This window comes from Enterobacter sp. MGH 38, assembly GCF_000492855.1.
GTDB classification, from domain to species: Bacteria; Pseudomonadota; Gammaproteobacteria; order Enterobacterales; family Enterobacteriaceae; genus Enterobacter; species Enterobacter hormaechei_C.
Genome location: NZ_KI535607.1, coordinates 1,217,993 through 1,233,771 on the forward strand (window position 1 = coordinate 1,217,993; position 15,779 = coordinate 1,233,771).

Here is a 15,779-nt window from a genome sequence, read left to right on the forward strand (position 1 = left end):
AATTATTACGCTTTCGCTCTACACCAAATGTGAAAAAGCGTGCTAAATACAGGTAATGCTTTTGATTTTTCCAGGGTAAACCGTGTTAAAGCCTTTTATTGCCACTGCGATCTTACTCTCTTCCGGCTGGGCGACTGCCGCTGAGCCGCCGCTGACGGCTGCCCGTTATGCGCAGCAGCTGGGCGTCGGGATGGATGTGGACTGGGCACGCACCGAGCGCGGTATCCGCGAATTCGACCCGCTGGTGGTCCGTGATTTCCAAGCGAAAGGCATACATCATGTCCGTATTCGGGTGGCGGGCGAACCGACGGAAGCGCGGCTGATTCACCTGCGTAAGCTGGTGGAGGCCTGCGAGCAATACGGCGTCATCCCCATCATCGCTTATCAGGCCGATGAATATAAAAACGACCCGAAAGCGGATACCGAAAAAGAGGTGATTAACTGGTGGATTGCCGTGGCGCACTATTTTGGTCAGCGCTCGCCGTTGCTGGGCTTTGACTTGATCTACGAACCGGCGGACAAGCTCAACCACAACGTTGCTTCGCTCAACCGGGTGTATGAGAAAGCGATCAAAGACATTCACGCCATTGATGCCAGCCGCATGATTTTTATCGCCCCTCGTCTGCGCGCCGCGCCGGAGGATTTATCCACCCTGAAGCTGCCCGCGCACAGCCAGAATTACCTGCTGGCGGAGTGGCATATTTTCCCCTGGGGTCCGCTGAAAACGAACGGTAAATACCCGTGGACGTCCGGAACTGCGGCTGAGAAAGCGGCTATCCGTAACCGAATTAACGCCGCGCTGCACTGGCAACAAAAAACCGGGCATGTGAGCTGGGTTGGCGGCTGGGGGGTGGGCGAATCGAAAAGCCTGACGCCAACTGCCTCGCAGATGGCGTTTGCCACGTTTATGGCGTGCGAGCTGCAACAGGCCAACATCCCGTATGCGATAAACGCCGATGTTCAGTTTTATGACGGGGAAGAGGGGGCGTGGCGGCCTGCCCCAGAGCGGCTATTGCAGGCGATGATTGCGCCCGTCTGTGAAAAGCCCGGCGAGAAGCCGGGCCATCATGCGGTTAAACCGGCTGTTCGTGATGCGAGACACGCGACGCCAGCGGCAGCCAGCACAGCAAAATCAGCAGCCCCATCAGGGTCATCAGCAAGCCTAAACTCGCCTGCCCGGTCTGCGGCATCATAGCCGAAAGCCAGGCCAGCGCGCCGGAACCGATGTTCTGCAAACCGCCCACCAGCGCGCCTGCCGTGCCTGCGAGGAACGGGAACGGCTCCATCGCGCCGCTGGTGGCGAGGGGAAACAGCATGCCCGCGCCGAAGAAGAACAGCGCCGCCGGGATGAGCAACGTCCAGACCGACATCACGTCAAACAGCCCCGGGATCCACATCATCAGCCCGGCCAGCAGACAGCTGATCACCGACTGCCACATCAGGGTGGAGAAACGCTTGTTCGGACGTCCGGCGAACCATGCGCCGAAGAACGCCGCCGGGATCGGCAGAATAAACAGAATACTCACCACCATACTGCTCAGGCCAAGGCCCGCGCCCAGCAGCACGCCGGAACAGGCTTCAAACACCGCAATGCCCGCCAGGCCGCCGATTAGCATCAACAGATAACAGGTAAAGGACCCATTACCGAACAGCGTTTTGTAGCTGGCGATGAGCTTCGTGCGCGGCGCGTCTTTTGGGCGGGTTTCCGGCATCCAGCGCCCCATGCTGAAGGTGACAATAATGCACAGCACCAGCAGGAAGGCATAACAGGCGCGCCAGGACCAGACGGTGTCCAGCAGACCCCCAATCAGCGGGGCCAGCAGCGGGCTGACCAGAATACCCATATTTAACAGGCTGTTGGCGTGGCGAAGCTGTGTGCCCTGGTACATATCACGCGGCAGGGTACGCGCCATAACCCCGCCGACGCCGGTGCCCACACCCTGAAGGGCGCTGGCGGCAATCAGGACGGTCAGGCTGTGAGTGGTTATGGCGATCATCGTCGCTACCATGAAAATGCTCATGCCCACCAGAATGACCGGACGACGCCCGACGCGATCGGACAGGGGACCATAAACCAGCTGTGAAACGCCATAGGTTAGCAGATAGGCTGCCATCACGCTCTGGACTGCACCTTCGCGGACGCTCAGATCTTTTGCCATATCGGCAATCGCCGGAATGTAGATGGTTTGCGCCATCTGCCCGACGGCCACCAGTAACACCAGCATCAACAATAAGTTCACGTTCCGTTGCTTTTTCATGTCGCTGAATACTTTTGCCAAAAGAGATAAATGAAGAATAAGTAACTATGCATTCCCATAAATGCGCGAGGAATCTACCACAGAGAGATGACAATTTAAGCATTACTGTGATGAATGAAAGAAGACGTGAAGGCAGGATTTGTAAACAAGATCGGCAACTAATGTTGCCAGCGAATTACGCCAGGCGCAGCAGGATCGCACCGGCAGCAATACCCAGTGCCGCCGCGATGCGCAGGCCGGCAACCTTCTCTTTTAAAAGCACAAATGCGATTAATGCGCCGAAGAGAATAGAGGTTTCACGCAGTGCGGCGACCACAGCCAGCGGTGCCTGGGTCATCGCCCAGAGTGCCAGACCGTAAGATCCCATCGTCCCGACGCCGCCGAGCAGCCCTTTTTTCCAGTGCAGGCGCAGATAGCTGGACGCTTCGCGACGCCGCGCCACCATTGCCCAGCTCAGCAGACAGAAACCGTTCATGAAGAAGGTCCAGAGCGTGTAGCCCAGCGCAGTGTCCGAGAGTCGCACACCGGTGCCGTCCACCAGGGTATACCCGGCGATAAAACAGGCGTTCAGCAGCGCCAGCCAGATCCCCTTGCGTGACTGCATGCGGCCGTTCATCGCCATCGCCAGAATCGACAGACAAATGACCCCGATGCCGGACCACGCAAGCCAGGAGAGATGATCCCCGAGCACCATTACGCTGATCAGCGCCACCAGCAGAGGGGCCGTCCCGCGCATAAGGGGGTAGGTCTGGCTCATGTCGGAGACCTGATAAGTTTTTGCCACCAGTACCGTATACACCACCTGTAACGCACAGGAGACGAACAAATATGGCCAGCTTGCGGCAGTTGGCTGAGGAGAGAAGGGCAGTAAAATCAGGGCAATAAGCGCGGCTGAACCGCTGACGCCGATCGCCGAGTAGAGTTTATCCGTTCCGGCTTTAACGATGGCGTTCCAGCTGGCATGCAGCAGTGCGGCGAACAGTAAAATGCAGAAAACGGTGATGGTCATGGCGTATCGGTTGGTGAAATGTCATCCAACTGTAACATTCACCCGTCGATGCTGCCAGCCGCTTACACTGCGCAAAAAAGGCGGTGCGTCACCCGGGGTTCGTCTGACACCAGCCTGAAGCCCGCCCGATGGTAAAATCCGTACGCGGTTTCCGGCGCATGGGTATTAAGAAAATCAAACCAGATGCTGGCATCCGCCATCACCACGGTCAAAAGTTGTTTGCCAATGCCCTGCCCACGGCACTTTTCGCTGACGTAGAGATGACGAATACGTCCGGCGCGCGGCTGCTGGCTGAACGGATCGCGGTTGAGGCCGCACACGCCCACCAGCCTGCCGTTAAGAAACGCCCCCAGCAGCTTTTCACCCGGCGCGTTAAAGCGGTTTTCACCCCGCTGCCAGTTTTCTTCCAGCCTGCGCAGCATATTGAAATTCAACGCGATACTCTCCGCCTTCAGGGCGATATAGCCCGGTTCATCAGGCGTAACAGGCTCAATTAACAGACGCGACATAGCATTCCCTCGTTATTAAAGAGGGGCGGTTGCCCGCCCCTCTCAGGTGCGACTTGAACCTGAATCACCGAACGTATTTCAGGACAGCATCAAGCAGTTGCAATACAGCAACAATGAGTTTGAGGACAAGTATGACCATATCCACGACGCTCATACGCGTCTCCTTTTGGTTAAAAGGAGCACGATGCTGGCGTACCTTTCCGCCGCCTGTGGCCAGCACCTGGATTGACGTAACACAGTGTGCTCACTTCAGGGGTTAAGGCACTGACGGCACCACCCGTTTCAGCCAGGACTTCGTTGCGCCGGTAAACTGCGGCCCCCTCGCTCACTGCGAACACCCTCAGTATAGATAAATACTGTATGCATGAACAGTATTTTATGGACAAATTTTGGAAGGCGATCCATACTCAAAAACGTCAAAATCCGTGCCGGAATTGCGCGTTCGTCTTCGATCGCGTATACTTTTCGCGTTGACGTAACACAGTGTGTTCTGCGGCAACCAACCGCAAAACCCTGATAAAAACCTCGCTTAGGCGGGGTTTTTTGTTTTCTGACGAAGTGAAAATAGTACCCTTCGTTGACTTATTGGCAACAGGTGTTATCGTTGCCATAATGGCAATGGACGCGGCAGGCAAGCAGGATGCATTTAATCTCAATGAAGGCAATTTTGGATGCGGTAAGCCAGTTCCCGCAACACAGAGAAGAGCTTCTCTTTTTAGGACGAGTTATTGAAAAGAGCCACTGCCCGACGCCCGCTGCACTGAGAAAACTTTTCCCAACGCTGGATAACTTCAAGTATCTTGATAAGCATTATGTTATTGATATTGCAAATAACATTCTCAGAGTAGTGGCTCTCATCTTCTTTGAAAGCCAAAAGTTTTATGTGCGCCATGTTTTTACTCATAAGGAATATGACCGTTTTACGGAGAAACATCGCACTAAGGGGAAGAAATGATGATCGTCGCTGATGCAATGAAAGCTACGCACGCCCTTGTTGCGGCCGTTCCTTTACTGGGTGAACAGCCGAGCGAGAAAGATTATAAGGATGCGCTTGAGCTGGTTGAGTATCTCCTTATGAACGAGCCCAATAGCCCCTTGCTGGATATTGTGTGCGCCAGAATTAGCCGTTACGAAGCTAATCGGCCAGAGATAGTCGCATTACGCAAGGAGATGGAGTCCGTTCCCGTCGGAATTGCAGTTTTAAGAACCTTGATGGATCAATACAATCTGACGATATCGGATTTTAAGGATGAAATTGGTAGTAAATCGATGGTTTCACGGGTTCTGAATGGTCAGAGACAGCTTACCCTGAACCATATTAAAAAGCTGGCGGCCAGATTTGGGGTATCACCTGCGTTATTTATTGAGTGAGTAAAAACCCTTTATTGAGTGTCACCACCCAACAAACGAAACGTGATCCCTGACGCATTTTTGCGCAGATGAAAATATTTCCATTGTCACGCCCGAAAACCTGTGTTTGTATAAATTCAATCAATGATTCCAAACACAGGTCCCCAATGACTTCATCCATCTTCACTTCGACCCTACTAAAAACTGCGCAACCAGCCGCAGTGGTCGTCGTGCGTGTGGTGGTGGTCGTCGGCAATGCGCCGTAGGGACTGGATCAACACACGAATCCAAAACCCCGCCGGCGCAAACCGGGCGGGGTTTTTCGTTTAGGACCCTCCCCGGAAAGTCGGCTCAGAAGAAAAGGACTGGAGCATGGCAAGTTCGGGCACAACATCCACCAAGACGCGTTTTACCGGCGCGCAGCTGATCGTTCATCTGCTGGAGCGACAGAGCATTACCACGGTTGCGGGCATCCCCGGCGGCACGGTGCTGCCGCTGTACGATGCGTTAAGCCAAAGCACGCAGATCCGCCATGTGCTGGCGCGCCACGAGCAGGGGGCAGGCTTTATCGCCCAGGGCATGGCGCGTACCCAGGGTAAACCGGCGGTCTGTATGGCCTGTAGCGGGCCGGGCGCCACTAACCTGGTGACCGCCATCGCCGACGCGCGTCTCGACTCCATTCCGCTGATCTGCATTACCGGCCAGGTGCCGTCCTCGATGATCGGCACCGATGCGTTCCAGGAAGTCGATACCTACGGCATCTCTATCCCCATCACCAAACATAACTATTTAGTTCGCGATATCAGCGAGCTGCCTCAGGTTATCAGCGATGCGTTCCGCATCGCGCAGTCTGGCCGCCCGGGCCCGGTGTGGATAGACATTCCTAAGGATGTCCAGACCGCAGAGATCGAGATCGACATTCTGCCGGAGCCGGGCGAGCGTGCCCCCGCGCCGGAGTTCAGCGCTGAGAGCGTGCGCGATGCGGCGGCAATGATCAACGCCGCCAAACGCCCGGTGCTGTATCTGGGCGGCGGGGCGATCAACGCCGCGGATGAAATCCGCCAGTTTGCGGAAAAAGCCAACCTGCCGACCACCATGACCCTGATGGCGCTGGGTATGCTGCCCAAAGCGCATCCATTGTCTTTAGGGATGCTGGGCATGCACGGCGCGCGCAGCACCAACTACATCCTGCAAGAGGCGGATTTGCTGATAGTTATGGGGGCGCGTTTTGATGACCGGGCGATTGGCAAAACCGAGCAGTTCTGCCCGAACGCCAAAATCATTCACGTGGATATCGACCGCGCCGAGCTGGGTAAAATCAAGCAGCCGCACGTGGCGATCCAGGGCGACGTGGCCGAGGTGCTGGCGCAGTTGATCCCGCAGACGGTGGCAACCGACCGCGCCGACTGGCGCCAGCTGGTGGCCGATCTGCAACGCGAGTTCCCGGGCGCTATCCCAACCGAGGGCGACCCGCTGAGCCACTATGGTCTTATCAACGCTGTTGCCGCCTGCGTGGATGACAGCGCGATTATCACCACCGACGTCGGCCAGCATCAGATGTGGACTGCCCAGGCGTATCCGCTGAACCGCCCGCGCCAGTGGCTGACCTCCGGCGGCCTTGGCACCATGGGCTTCGGCCTGCCCGCAGCGGTTGGCGCGGCGCTCGCCAACCCGGACCGTAAGGTGATCTGCTTCTCCGGTGACGGCAGCCTGATGATGAATATTCAGGAGATGGCGACGGCGGCCGAAAACCAGTTAGACGTCAAAATCATTCTGATGAACAACGAGGCGCTGGGTCTGGTACACCAGCAGCAGAGCCTGTTCTATAAGCAGGGCGTGTTTGCGGCGACCTATCCGGGGATGATCAACTTCATGCAGATTGCCGCTGGTTTTGGCCTGCACACCTGCGATCTGAACGCCGAAGAAGATGCCCACGCGGCGTTGCAGGATGCGATTTCTCGCCCTGGCCCGGCGTTGATCCACGTGCGTATCGACCCTGAACAAAAAGTGTATCCGATGGTGCCGCCGGGTGCGGCCAATACTGAGATGGTGGGGGAATAAGCCATGCAGAAACAACATGAAAACGTCATTCTGGAACTCACCGTCCGCAACCACCCTGGCGTTATGACCCACGTCTGCGGGCTGTTTGCCCGCCGGGCATTTAACGTGGAAGGCATTCTCTGCCTGCCGATTCAGGGCAGCGAGCACAGCCGCATCTGGCTACTGGTCAACGACGACCAGCGTCTGGAGCAGATGATAGCGCAGATCGACAAGCTGGAAGACGTCACCAACGTGGCGCGCAACCAGTCCGATCCCACCATGTTTAACAAAATTGCGGTGTTCTTCGAATAGATCGCTTAAGGTAAGCGTCTTTCGCTCTTGTAGGCCGGATAAGCGCAGCTCCATCCGGCTTTTTCAGACCGCAGGAACACACATGACCACCATCGCCCTTATCGACGACCACCTTATCGTCCGCTCTGGCTTTGCCCAGCTTCTCAACCTCGAACCGGATTTCCAGGTCGTGGCCGAGTTTGGCTCCGGTCGCGAGGCGCTGGCGGGCCTGCCGGGACGCGGGGTGCAGGTCTGTATCTGCGACATTTCGATGCCGGATCTCTCCGGGCTGGAGCTGTTAAGCCAGCTGCCGAAAGGAATGGCGACCATTATGCTCTCGGTCCACGACAGCCCGGCGCTGGTCGAGCAGGCGCTCAATGCGGGGGCGCGCGGGTTCCTCTCAAAACGCTGTAGCCCGGATGAGCTGATCGCCGCCGTGCGCACCGTCTCCACCGGCGGCTGCTACCTGACGCCGGATATCGCCATCAAGCTGGCGGCGGGACGGCAGGATCCACTCACCAGACGCGAGCGTCAGGTGGCAGAGAAACTTGCCCAGGGCATGTCGGTGAAAGAGATTGCCGTAGAGCTGGGGTTGTCGCCAAAGACCGTTCACGTTCATCGCGCCAACCTGATGGAAAAACTCAACGTCAGTAACGATGTCGAGCTGGCGCGCCGTATGTTTGACAGCTGGCAATGAACTCCCTTTTTTCGCGGCTGATCGCCGTTGTCGCCAGCTTTTTTATCTTCTCCGCCGCGTGGTTCTGCCTGTGGAGTATCAGCCTGCATCTGGTGGAACGCCCGGAGTTGGCGGTGCTGCTGTTCCCCTTTGGCCTGCGTCTGGGGCTGATGCTGCAATGCCCGCGCGGCTACTGGCCGGTGCTGCTGGGCGCAGAGTGGCTGATGCTGATCTGGCTGGCGCAGGAAGTGGCGCTGGCGCATCTGCCGTTATTGATGACCGGAAGCCTGCTCACGCTTATCCCGGTCGCCCTGATTTCCCGCTACCGTCACCAGCGCGACTGGCGCACGCTGCTGCGTCAGGGGGCGGCGCTAATTGCCGCCGCGCTGTTGCAGTCCCTGCCGTGGGTGGGTGAAAAGGAGGTGCTTAACGCCCTGCTGCTGACCCTTACCGGCGGCCTGACGCTGGCCCCGACCTGCCTTGTGATCTGGCATTATCTTACAAGCACTGTCTGGCAGCCGCTCGGCCCGGCGCTGGTCTCCCAGCCGGTGAACTGGCGCGCCCGGCATCTCATCTGGTATCTGCTGCTGTTTGTGGTGAGCCTGTGGCTCCAGCTTGGTCTCCCCGCTGAATTATCACGCTTCACGCCGTTTTGTCTGGCGCTGCCGATCATCGCCCTTGCCTGGCACTACGGCTGGCAGGGCGCATTGATCGCCACGCTGATGAACGCCATCGCGCTGATTGCCAGCCAGACCTGGCACGATCATCCGGTAGATTTACTGCTTTCCCTGCTGGCCCAGAGCCTGACCGGGCTGCTGCTCGGCGCGGGCATACAGCGCCTGCGCGAGCTGAACCAGTCCCTGCAAAACGAGCTGGCGCGCAACCGCCGTCTGGCGGAGCGTCTGCTGGAGACGGAAGAGAGCGTGCGGCAAGAGGTTGCCCGCGAGCTGCACGACGACATCGGCCAGACCATCACCGCCATCCGTACCCAGGCGGGCATTGTTCAGCGCCTGGCGGCAGAAAACGCGGGCGTGAAGCAGGGCGGGGCGCATATCGAACAGCTTTCGCTGGGCGTCTATGATTCCGTTCGTCGCCTGTTAGGGCGGCTGCGCCCGCGCCAGCTTGACGATCTCTCCCTGGAGCAGGCGGTACGCTCCCTGATGCGCGAGATGGAGCTGGAAAGCCGCGGCATTGTCAGCCATCTCGACTGGCGAATTAACGAATCTGCGCTGAGCGAAGGCCAGCGCGTAACCCTGTTCCGCGTCTGTCAGGAGGGGCTGAACAATATCGTCAAACATGCCAGTGCCAGCGCGGTCACGATCCAGGGCTGGCAGCAGGACGAGCGCCTGATGCTGGTAATTGAAGACGACGGCTGCGGCCTGCCGCCGGGCTCCGGCCAGCAGGGCTTTGGCCTGGCGGGCATGCGCGAGCGCGTAAAGGCGCTTGGCGGCACGCTGAGCCTCTCCTGCACCCACGGGACGCGCGTCAGCGTCAGTTTGCCGTTAAGGACGCATCATGTTTAAAACCCCCGCCAGCGCCGCCCCGCTAAGCAACAAAGCGGAAATCGACTCCCGCTACCGCTACTGGCGTCGCCATATCCTGATTACCATCTGGCTCGGCTACGCGCTGTTTTACTTTACCCGCAAAAGCTTCAACGCCGCCGCGCCGGAGATCCTCGCGAGCGGCGTGATGACCCGCACCGATATCGGCCTGCTGGCGACGCTGTTTTACATCACCTACGGCCTGTCGAAGTTCTTCTCCGGCATCGTCAGCGATCGCTCCAACGCGCGTTATTTTATGGGCGTCGGGCTGATCGCCACCGGCGTGGTGAATATTCTGTTTGGCTTCTCCACCTCGCTCTGGGCCTTCGCCCTGCTGTGGGCGCTGAACGCCTTTTTCCAGGGCTGGGGCGCGCCGGTCTGCGCCCGCCTGCTGACCGCCTGGTACTCACGCAACGAGCGTGGCGGCTGGTGGGCGATATGGAACACCGCGCATAACGTCGGCGGGGCGCTGATCCCGATGGTGGTGGGTGCCGCGGCGCTGCACTACGGCTGGCGCGCGGGGATGATGATAGCCGGTGGCCTCGCGATTGTCGCCGGGCTGTTCCTCTGCTGGCGCCTGCGCGACAGGCCGCAGACCGTCGGCCTTCCACCGGTGGGCGACTGGCGGCACGACGAGATGGAGATCGCCCAGCAGCAGGAAGGGGCCGGGCTGTCCCGCCAGGAGATCCTCACCAAATACGTGCTGAAAAACCCCTACATCTGGCTGCTGTCGCTCTGCTACGTGCTGGTCTACGTGGTGCGCGCGGCCATCAACGACTGGGGCAATCTGTACATGTCCGAGACGCTCGGCGTGGATCTGGTGACCGCCAACTCGGCGGTGACCATGTTTGAACTGGGCGGGTTTATCGGCGCGCTGGTGGCGGGCTGGGGCTCGGACAAGCTGTTCAACGGCAACCGCGGCCCGATGAACCTGATTTTTGCCGCCGGGATCTTGCTCTCCGTCGGCTCACTATGGTTGATGCCGTTCGCCAGCTACGTGATGCAGGCGGCGTGCTTCTTCACCATCGGATTTTTCGTCTTTGGCCCGCAGATGCTGATCGGCATGGCGGCGGCGGAGTGTTCCCACAAAGAGGCGGCCGGCGCGGCGACGGGCTTTGTCGGGCTGTTTGCCTATCTTGGCGCATCGCTCTCCGGCTGGCCGCTGGCGCGGGTGATCGACATCTGGCACTGGAGCGGGTTCTTCGCGGTGATCGCCATCGCGGCGGGCATCTCCGCCCTGCTTTTACTGCCGTTTTTGCACGCGCAGGCGCCGCGCGAAGCGTGACGCGCCTCACCTTTTGCTGCCGAGACGCGCAAAACTAAGAAATTTTCCCGGTTTCACCTGGACGCTGTCTCAGGCATCTCTCCTGGCTGGTTTTTACAATGCTGCAAAAATCAGCTCAGGAGTAAACCAACCATGCTGGCCTTCTTAAACCAGGTGCGCAAGCCGACCCTGGATCTGCCGCTCGACGTGCGGCGCAAGATGTGGTTCAAACCGTTCATGCAGTCTTATCTGGTGGTCTTCATCGGCTACCTGACCATGTATCTGATCCGCAAAAACTTTAACATCGCGCAGAACGACATGATCTCGACCTACGGGCTGAGCATGACCCAACTGGGGATGATTGGCCTGGGCTTTTCCATCACCTACGGCGTGGGGAAAACGGTTGTGTCCTACTACGCGGACGGCAAAAACACCAAGCAGTTCCTGCCGTTTATGCTGATCCTCTCCGCTATCTGTATGCTCGGCTTCAGCGCCAGCATGGGCGCGGGCTCCGTCAGCCTGTTCCTGATGATCGCCTTCTACGCCCTGAGCGGTTTTTTCCAGAGTACCGGCGGGTCGTGCAGCTACTCCACCATTACCAAATGGACCCCACGCCGCAAGCGTGGTTCCTACCTCGGCATGTGGAACATCTCCCACAACCTCGGCGGAGCGGGCGCGGCTGGCGTGGCGCTGTTTGGCGCAAACTACCTGTTCGACGGCCATGTGATCGGCATGTTTATCTTCCCGTCGATTATCGCCCTGATCGTCGGCTTTATCGGCCTTCGCTACGGCAGCGACTCCCCGGAATCGTACGGCCTCGGCAAAGCCGAAGAGCTGTTCGGCGAGGAGATCAGCGAAGAGGACAAAGAGACCGAAGAGAACGAGATGACCAAATGGCAGATCTTTGTTGAGTACGTGCTGAAAAACAAAGTGATTTGGCTGCTCTGCTTCTCAAACATCTTCCTCTACGTGGTGCGTATCGGCATTGACCAGTGGTCAACCGTGTATGCTTTCCAGGAGCTGAAGCTTTCTAAAGAGGTGGCGATTCAGGGCTTTACCCTGTTTGAAGTGGGCGCGCTGGTCGGCACCCTGCTGTGGGGATGGCTCTCGGACCTCGCCAACGGCCGTCGCGCGCTGGTGGCCTGCATCGCGCTGGCGCTGATTATCGCCACGCTCGGCGTTTACCAGCACGCCAGCAACCAGTACGTTTATCTGGCGTCCCTGTTCGCGCTCGGCTTCCTGGTGTTTGGCCCTCAGCTGCTGATCGGCGTGGCGGCGGTTGGCTTTGTCCCGAAAAAAGCGATCGGCGCCGCCGATGGGATTAAGGGCACCTTCGCCTACCTGATCGGCGACAGCTTCGCCAAGCTGGGCTTGGGCATGATCGCCGACGGCACGCCGATTTTCGGCCTCACCGGCTGGGCGGGCACCTTCGCGGCGCTGGATGCGGCAGCGATCGGCTGTATCGTCCTGATGGCGATGGTAGCGGTGCTGGAAGAACGTAAAATTCGCCGTGAGAATCGTGCGCAGAAATTAAAAACAGCCTGAGTGTGCAGGTAACTTCTTTGCCCGGTGTGTGATGCCGGGCTTTTTTATTTGTACGCCACACCTTTACCCCGCTTTACACACCCGCTCCTCTCCATGCTCTACAGTGTTTTTGCTGCCGCCTTTCGTGCAGCCTTAGCCCCTTTTGCTAACGGAGAGCTTGCATGTTAACCCGACGATTGTCCTGCCTGGCGCTGCTGATGGCGCTGGCCTCCCCCGCAATGGCCGCGAATGCACCTACCTACGGCGAGAAGCTGGAAGGTTTTGACTACGGCTGGCTGGTAAAACACTTTACCTTTACCTCGCAGAACCAGCCTCTGGATATGGCTTACCTGGACGTGAAGCCGGAAAAACCCAACGGCCGCACCGTGGTGCTGATGCACGGCAAAAACTTCTGCGCCGGTACCTGGGACGGCACGATCCGCGCGCTTTCAGCCAGCGGGTATCGCGTGATCGCACCCGACCAGATCGGCTTCTGCAAATCCACCAAGCCGGAGCATTATCAGTACACCTTCCAGCAGCTGGCGGATAACACCCACACGCTGCTGAAAACGCTGGGCGTCGATCGCGTGACGGTTATCGGCCACTCGACCGGCGGCATGCTGGCGACCCGCTACGCGCTGATGTGGCCGCAGCAGGTGGAGCAGCTGGTGATGGTGAACCCAATAGGGCTTGAAGACTGGAAAGCGCGCGGCGTGCCGCATATTACGGTCGACCAGTGGTACCAGCGTGAGCTGAAGGTCAGTGCCGACGGCATTCGTCAGTACGAGAAAAACACCTACTACGCCGGGGAGTGGAAGCCGGAGTACGAGCGCTGGGTCACCATGCTTGCCGGGTTAAACAACGGGCCAGGCAAAGCGCGCGTGGCGTGGAACTCGGCGCTGCTCTACGACATGATTTATACCCAGCCGGTCGTCTATGAATTTAACGAGCTGAAGATGCCGGTATTATTGATGATCGGCACGAAGGACAACACCGCCATCGGGAAAGATCTCGCCCCGCCTGAGATCCGCAAAACGCTCGGCAACTATGCGGTGCTGGGAAAGGAGACGGCGAAGCGCATCCCGCACGCTACGCTGGTGGAATTTAACGACATGGGCCACGCGCCGCAGATGCAGGATCCTGAGCGCTTCCACGAGGCGCTGCTTAAGGGGCTTCAGGCCCGCTGACTGGTTTGCAGCAACAGCCCGCGCAGCCACGCCTGCGCGGGATTGCGGTGCGTTCTGCCGTGCCAGGCCATGCTCTTGGTAAAGCCTGGCACTGGAACTGGCGTCTCGCAGATGAACATCCCCGTCTGATTTTCCGCGATGCGTGACGGCACGACGGCAATCATATCGCTGAGGGCCAGCACGTCCGGCAGAACCAAAAAGTGGCTCACCGAGAGCCCCACGTGCCGCGTCCGGCCAATTTTCTCCAGCGCGCTATCGGTTACCCCGCGAAAGCCGTCTCCCTCGTAAGAGACCAGCACATGCTCAAGGGCGCAAAATCGGTCTAACGTCATTGGCTCTCCGGCGTTTGGATGATCGGCGCGCATCATGCATACGTACCGTTCATCATAAAGCGCACGGCTGTGAAGCTCATCGGGCGTGGTGTGGGGGGTGATAAGCGCTACGTCAATAGCGCCCTGCTCAAGCTGGCTGACAAGGCTACCGGGGGTAACGGGCACCACGCGCACGCGTATGCCAGGCGCCTGTGTTTTAAGGGCGGCGATAAACGGCACAACAACCGCCCGAAGTGCATAATCCGTAGCGGCAAGAGTGAAGGTGAGGCGAGCGGTATTTGGGTCAAAGGCAACGGGCTGAAGCAGCACGTCGATATCCGCGAGAATGCGCTTCACCGGAGCGGCCAGCGCTTCCGCGCGCGTGGTTGGCACCATGCCGTGCGGGGCGCGGATAAAGAGCGGATCGTCGAAGTAGTCCCGCAGGCGGTTGAGCATGCCGCTCACGGCGGGCTGGGTCAGAGCAAGACGCGCCGCCGCGCGGGTGACGCTGCGTTCATCCAGCAGAGCGTCAAGCGTTTTCAGCAGGTTTAGATCCAGCGTGCGCAGATCCGCTTTCATGATGTTTTGCTACCTCTTTTCCGTTCACTATTATGGCGCTGCCCGCTGTCGACGCGTTGCGTTTCCCGCTATGATGGGCGGCTAGTCTAAGGAGAACGCATGGTCTGGATAATGCTGGCAACGCTTGCCGTGGTGTTTGTAGTTGGGTTTCGTGTCCTGACCTCGGATTCCCGCCGCGCCATCAAACGCTTGAGCGAACGGCTGGGTATCACCCCGATGCCGGTAGAATCGATGATCGACCAGTTCGGTAAAACGCCGGGCAATGAGTTTATCCGCTACCTTGAGCGCCCAGACGAAGCGCACCTGCAAAACGCCGCCCAGGTCCTGCTTATCTGGCAGGTCTGCATCGTCGACGGGAGCGAAGAGAATCTGCATACCTGGCACCGCATGCTGCGTAAAGCCCGCCTGGCCGCACCGATCACCGATGCGCAAATCCGCCTCGCGCTCGGCTTCATGCGCGAGATAGAGCGCGATCCGCAGGAGCTTGACGCCTTCCAGCTGCGCTATAACCAGCTTTTCCTCCCGGAAGAGGGCGTGTTTTATCTGCACTGATATCACGAAACGTGATGAAGAGTATAAAGCATCGTCATTAGATTTATATCTGCCGCAGGCGCACCATCACTTCATCCACTCGCTGATGAGGTGAACCATGAAACAATCCGCCATTATCTGGCCAAACGACTACCTGCCAGGCACAACCGATAACTTTGCATCCAACGAAATCATCGTCGCCGGGCTGAGCGCAAAAGAGATTTGGGCGCAGCTTAACGACACTACCCTGTGGCCGAACTACTACAGCAACGCCGAAGATATTCGTTTTCACGACGGCAGCGGTCCGGAACTGAGCGCCAACGCCCGCTTCCGCTTTACGACCTTTGGCTTCCCGGTTGAGGCGCAGGTCACGGAGTATGTTCTGCCCGTTGACGGCGAAGCCGCACGGATCGCCTGGCACGGCTGGGTGGAGGGCGATGCCAGCTCGCGTCTGGATGTGATCCACGCCTGGCTGTTTGAAGACTTGCCGGGAAACCGCGTCCGTATTCTGACTCAGGAGTCGCAGAAAGGCGTTCCTGCACAGGAACTTGCTCGCACCGTGCCGAATCCGATGATCAACGGGCACCAGGAGTGGATCGTTGGGCTGGCGAATGCAGCGATGCAAGAAAAGTTGTCGAAACGTTAAATTCGTCACACTTTTGATGATAAACTGCGCGACTTTTCCGCACGTTTTTATCTTCAGGTGATG

Annotated in this window: 17 protein-coding genes and 1 pseudogene; 13 read left to right on the top strand and 5 right to left on the bottom strand. The window is 58.5% G+C overall.

What is annotated here, in order from left to right:
* Positions 1 to 82 precede the first annotated feature (82 nt).
* Positions 83 to 1,168: pseudogene (locus L384_RS21780) on the top strand (cellulase family glycosylhydrolase); the annotation flags it as partial.
* On the opposite strand, the gene emrD reads toward L384_RS21780, so the two are convergent.
* The 4 genes from emrD to tisB form a co-directional block, all read right to left on the bottom strand.
* Positions 1,074 to 2,258, bottom strand: a complete 1,185-nt coding sequence (gene emrD / locus L384_RS15165) for a multidrug efflux MFS transporter EmrD (protein ID WP_003861070.1) — start codon at positions 2,256 to 2,258, stop codon at positions 1,074 to 1,076. The pseudogene L384_RS21780 and the gene emrD overlap by 95 nt on opposite strands.
* Positions 2,259 to 2,433: 175 nt before the next feature.
* On the bottom strand, positions 2,434 to 3,267 hold the full coding sequence (locus L384_RS15160) for a DMT family transporter (RefSeq protein WP_023323922.1): 834 nt from the start codon (positions 3,265 to 3,267) through the stop codon (positions 2,434 to 2,436).
* A gap of 62 nt (positions 3,268 to 3,329) precedes the next feature.
* On the bottom strand, positions 3,330 to 3,776 hold the full coding sequence (locus tag L384_RS15155) for a GNAT family N-acetyltransferase (protein ID WP_003861064.1): 447 nt from the start codon (positions 3,774 to 3,776) through the stop codon (positions 3,330 to 3,332).
* 64 nt (positions 3,777 to 3,840) lie between these two features.
* On the bottom strand, positions 3,841 to 3,930 hold the full coding sequence (gene tisB, locus L384_RS22885) for a type I toxin-antitoxin system toxin TisB (protein WP_017383683.1): 90 nt from the start codon (positions 3,928 to 3,930) through the stop codon (positions 3,841 to 3,843).
* 486 nt (positions 3,931 to 4,416) lie between these two features.
* Between tisB and L384_RS15150 the strand changes: the two genes are divergently transcribed.
* The 10 genes from L384_RS15150 to L384_RS15110 all read left to right on the top strand — a co-directional run bounded on the left by L384_RS15150 (position 4,417) and on the right by L384_RS15110 (position 13,649).
* Positions 4,417 to 4,731, top strand: a complete 315-nt coding sequence (locus L384_RS15150; protein ID WP_023323923.1) for a type II toxin-antitoxin system HigB family toxin — start codon at positions 4,417 to 4,419, stop codon at positions 4,729 to 4,731.
* Entirely contained in the window at positions 4,728 to 5,147 is a 420-nt protein-coding gene (locus L384_RS15145) for a helix-turn-helix domain-containing protein (RefSeq protein WP_023323924.1), read from the top strand. The genes L384_RS15150 and L384_RS15145 overlap by 4 nt, the downstream gene beginning before the upstream one ends.
* 146 nt (positions 5,148 to 5,293) lie before the next feature.
* Positions 5,294 to 5,392, top strand: coding sequence for an ilvB operon leader peptide IvbL (gene ivbL / locus L384_RS22415; RefSeq protein WP_057979964.1), 99 nt, complete (start codon positions 5,294 to 5,296; stop codon positions 5,390 to 5,392).
* A gap of 106 nt (positions 5,393 to 5,498) precedes the next feature.
* Positions 5,499 to 7,187, top strand: coding sequence for an acetolactate synthase large subunit (gene ilvB, locus L384_RS15140; protein ID WP_023323925.1), 1,689 nt, complete (start codon positions 5,499 to 5,501; stop codon positions 7,185 to 7,187).
* A gap of 3 nt (positions 7,188 to 7,190) precedes the next feature.
* Entirely contained in the window at positions 7,191 to 7,478 is a 288-nt protein-coding gene (gene ilvN / locus L384_RS15135; protein WP_023323926.1) for an acetolactate synthase small subunit, read from the top strand.
* A gap of 82 nt (positions 7,479 to 7,560) precedes the next feature.
* A complete protein-coding gene (uhpA, locus tag L384_RS15130; protein ID WP_003861054.1) occupies positions 7,561 to 8,154 on the top strand; it encodes a transcriptional regulator UhpA in 594 nt (197 codons plus the stop codon).
* Positions 8,151 to 9,656, top strand: a complete 1,506-nt coding sequence (gene uhpB, locus L384_RS15125) for a signal transduction histidine-protein kinase/phosphatase UhpB (RefSeq protein WP_003861052.1) — start codon at positions 8,151 to 8,153, stop codon at positions 9,654 to 9,656. Before uhpA ends, uhpB begins: the two co-directional genes overlap by 4 nt.
* Positions 9,649 to 10,959 (top strand): MFS transporter, encoded by a 1,311-nt coding sequence (locus tag L384_RS15120; RefSeq protein WP_003861050.1) that lies wholly within the window; start codon positions 9,649 to 9,651, stop codon positions 10,957 to 10,959. Before uhpB ends, L384_RS15120 begins: the two co-directional genes overlap by 8 nt.
* 132 nt (positions 10,960 to 11,091) lie before the next feature.
* A complete protein-coding gene (gene uhpT / locus L384_RS15115) occupies positions 11,092 to 12,483 on the top strand; it encodes a hexose-6-phosphate:phosphate antiporter (protein WP_003861048.1) in 1,392 nt (463 codons plus the stop codon).
* Between the two features lie 161 nt (positions 12,484 to 12,644).
* Complete coding sequence (locus L384_RS15110) at positions 12,645 to 13,649, top strand: alpha/beta fold hydrolase (RefSeq protein ID WP_023323927.1); 1,005 nt, start codon at positions 12,645 to 12,647, stop codon at positions 13,647 to 13,649.
* Here L384_RS15110 and L384_RS15105 read toward each other — a convergent pair.
* Positions 13,637 to 14,539, bottom strand: a complete 903-nt coding sequence (locus L384_RS15105; RefSeq protein ID WP_023323928.1) for a LysR family transcriptional regulator — start codon at positions 14,537 to 14,539, stop codon at positions 13,637 to 13,639. The two genes, L384_RS15110 and L384_RS15105, sit on opposite strands and share 13 nt — an antisense overlap.
* Positions 14,540 to 14,638: 99 nt before the next feature.
* Here L384_RS15105 and L384_RS15100 point away from each other — a divergent pair, with 99 nt between their 5' ends.
* Positions 14,639 to 15,091 carry a DUF1198 domain-containing protein gene (locus tag L384_RS15100; protein WP_023323929.1) on the top strand — a complete coding sequence of 151 codons (453 nt, stop codon included), beginning with the start codon at positions 14,639 to 14,641 and terminating at the stop codon, positions 15,089 to 15,091.
* A 97-nt stretch (positions 15,092 to 15,188) separates the two neighbouring features.
* Positions 15,189 to 15,716 (top strand): SRPBCC family protein, encoded by a 528-nt coding sequence (locus L384_RS15095; RefSeq protein WP_023323930.1) that lies wholly within the window; start codon positions 15,189 to 15,191, stop codon positions 15,714 to 15,716.
* Positions 15,717 to 15,779: the final 63 nt, after the last annotated feature.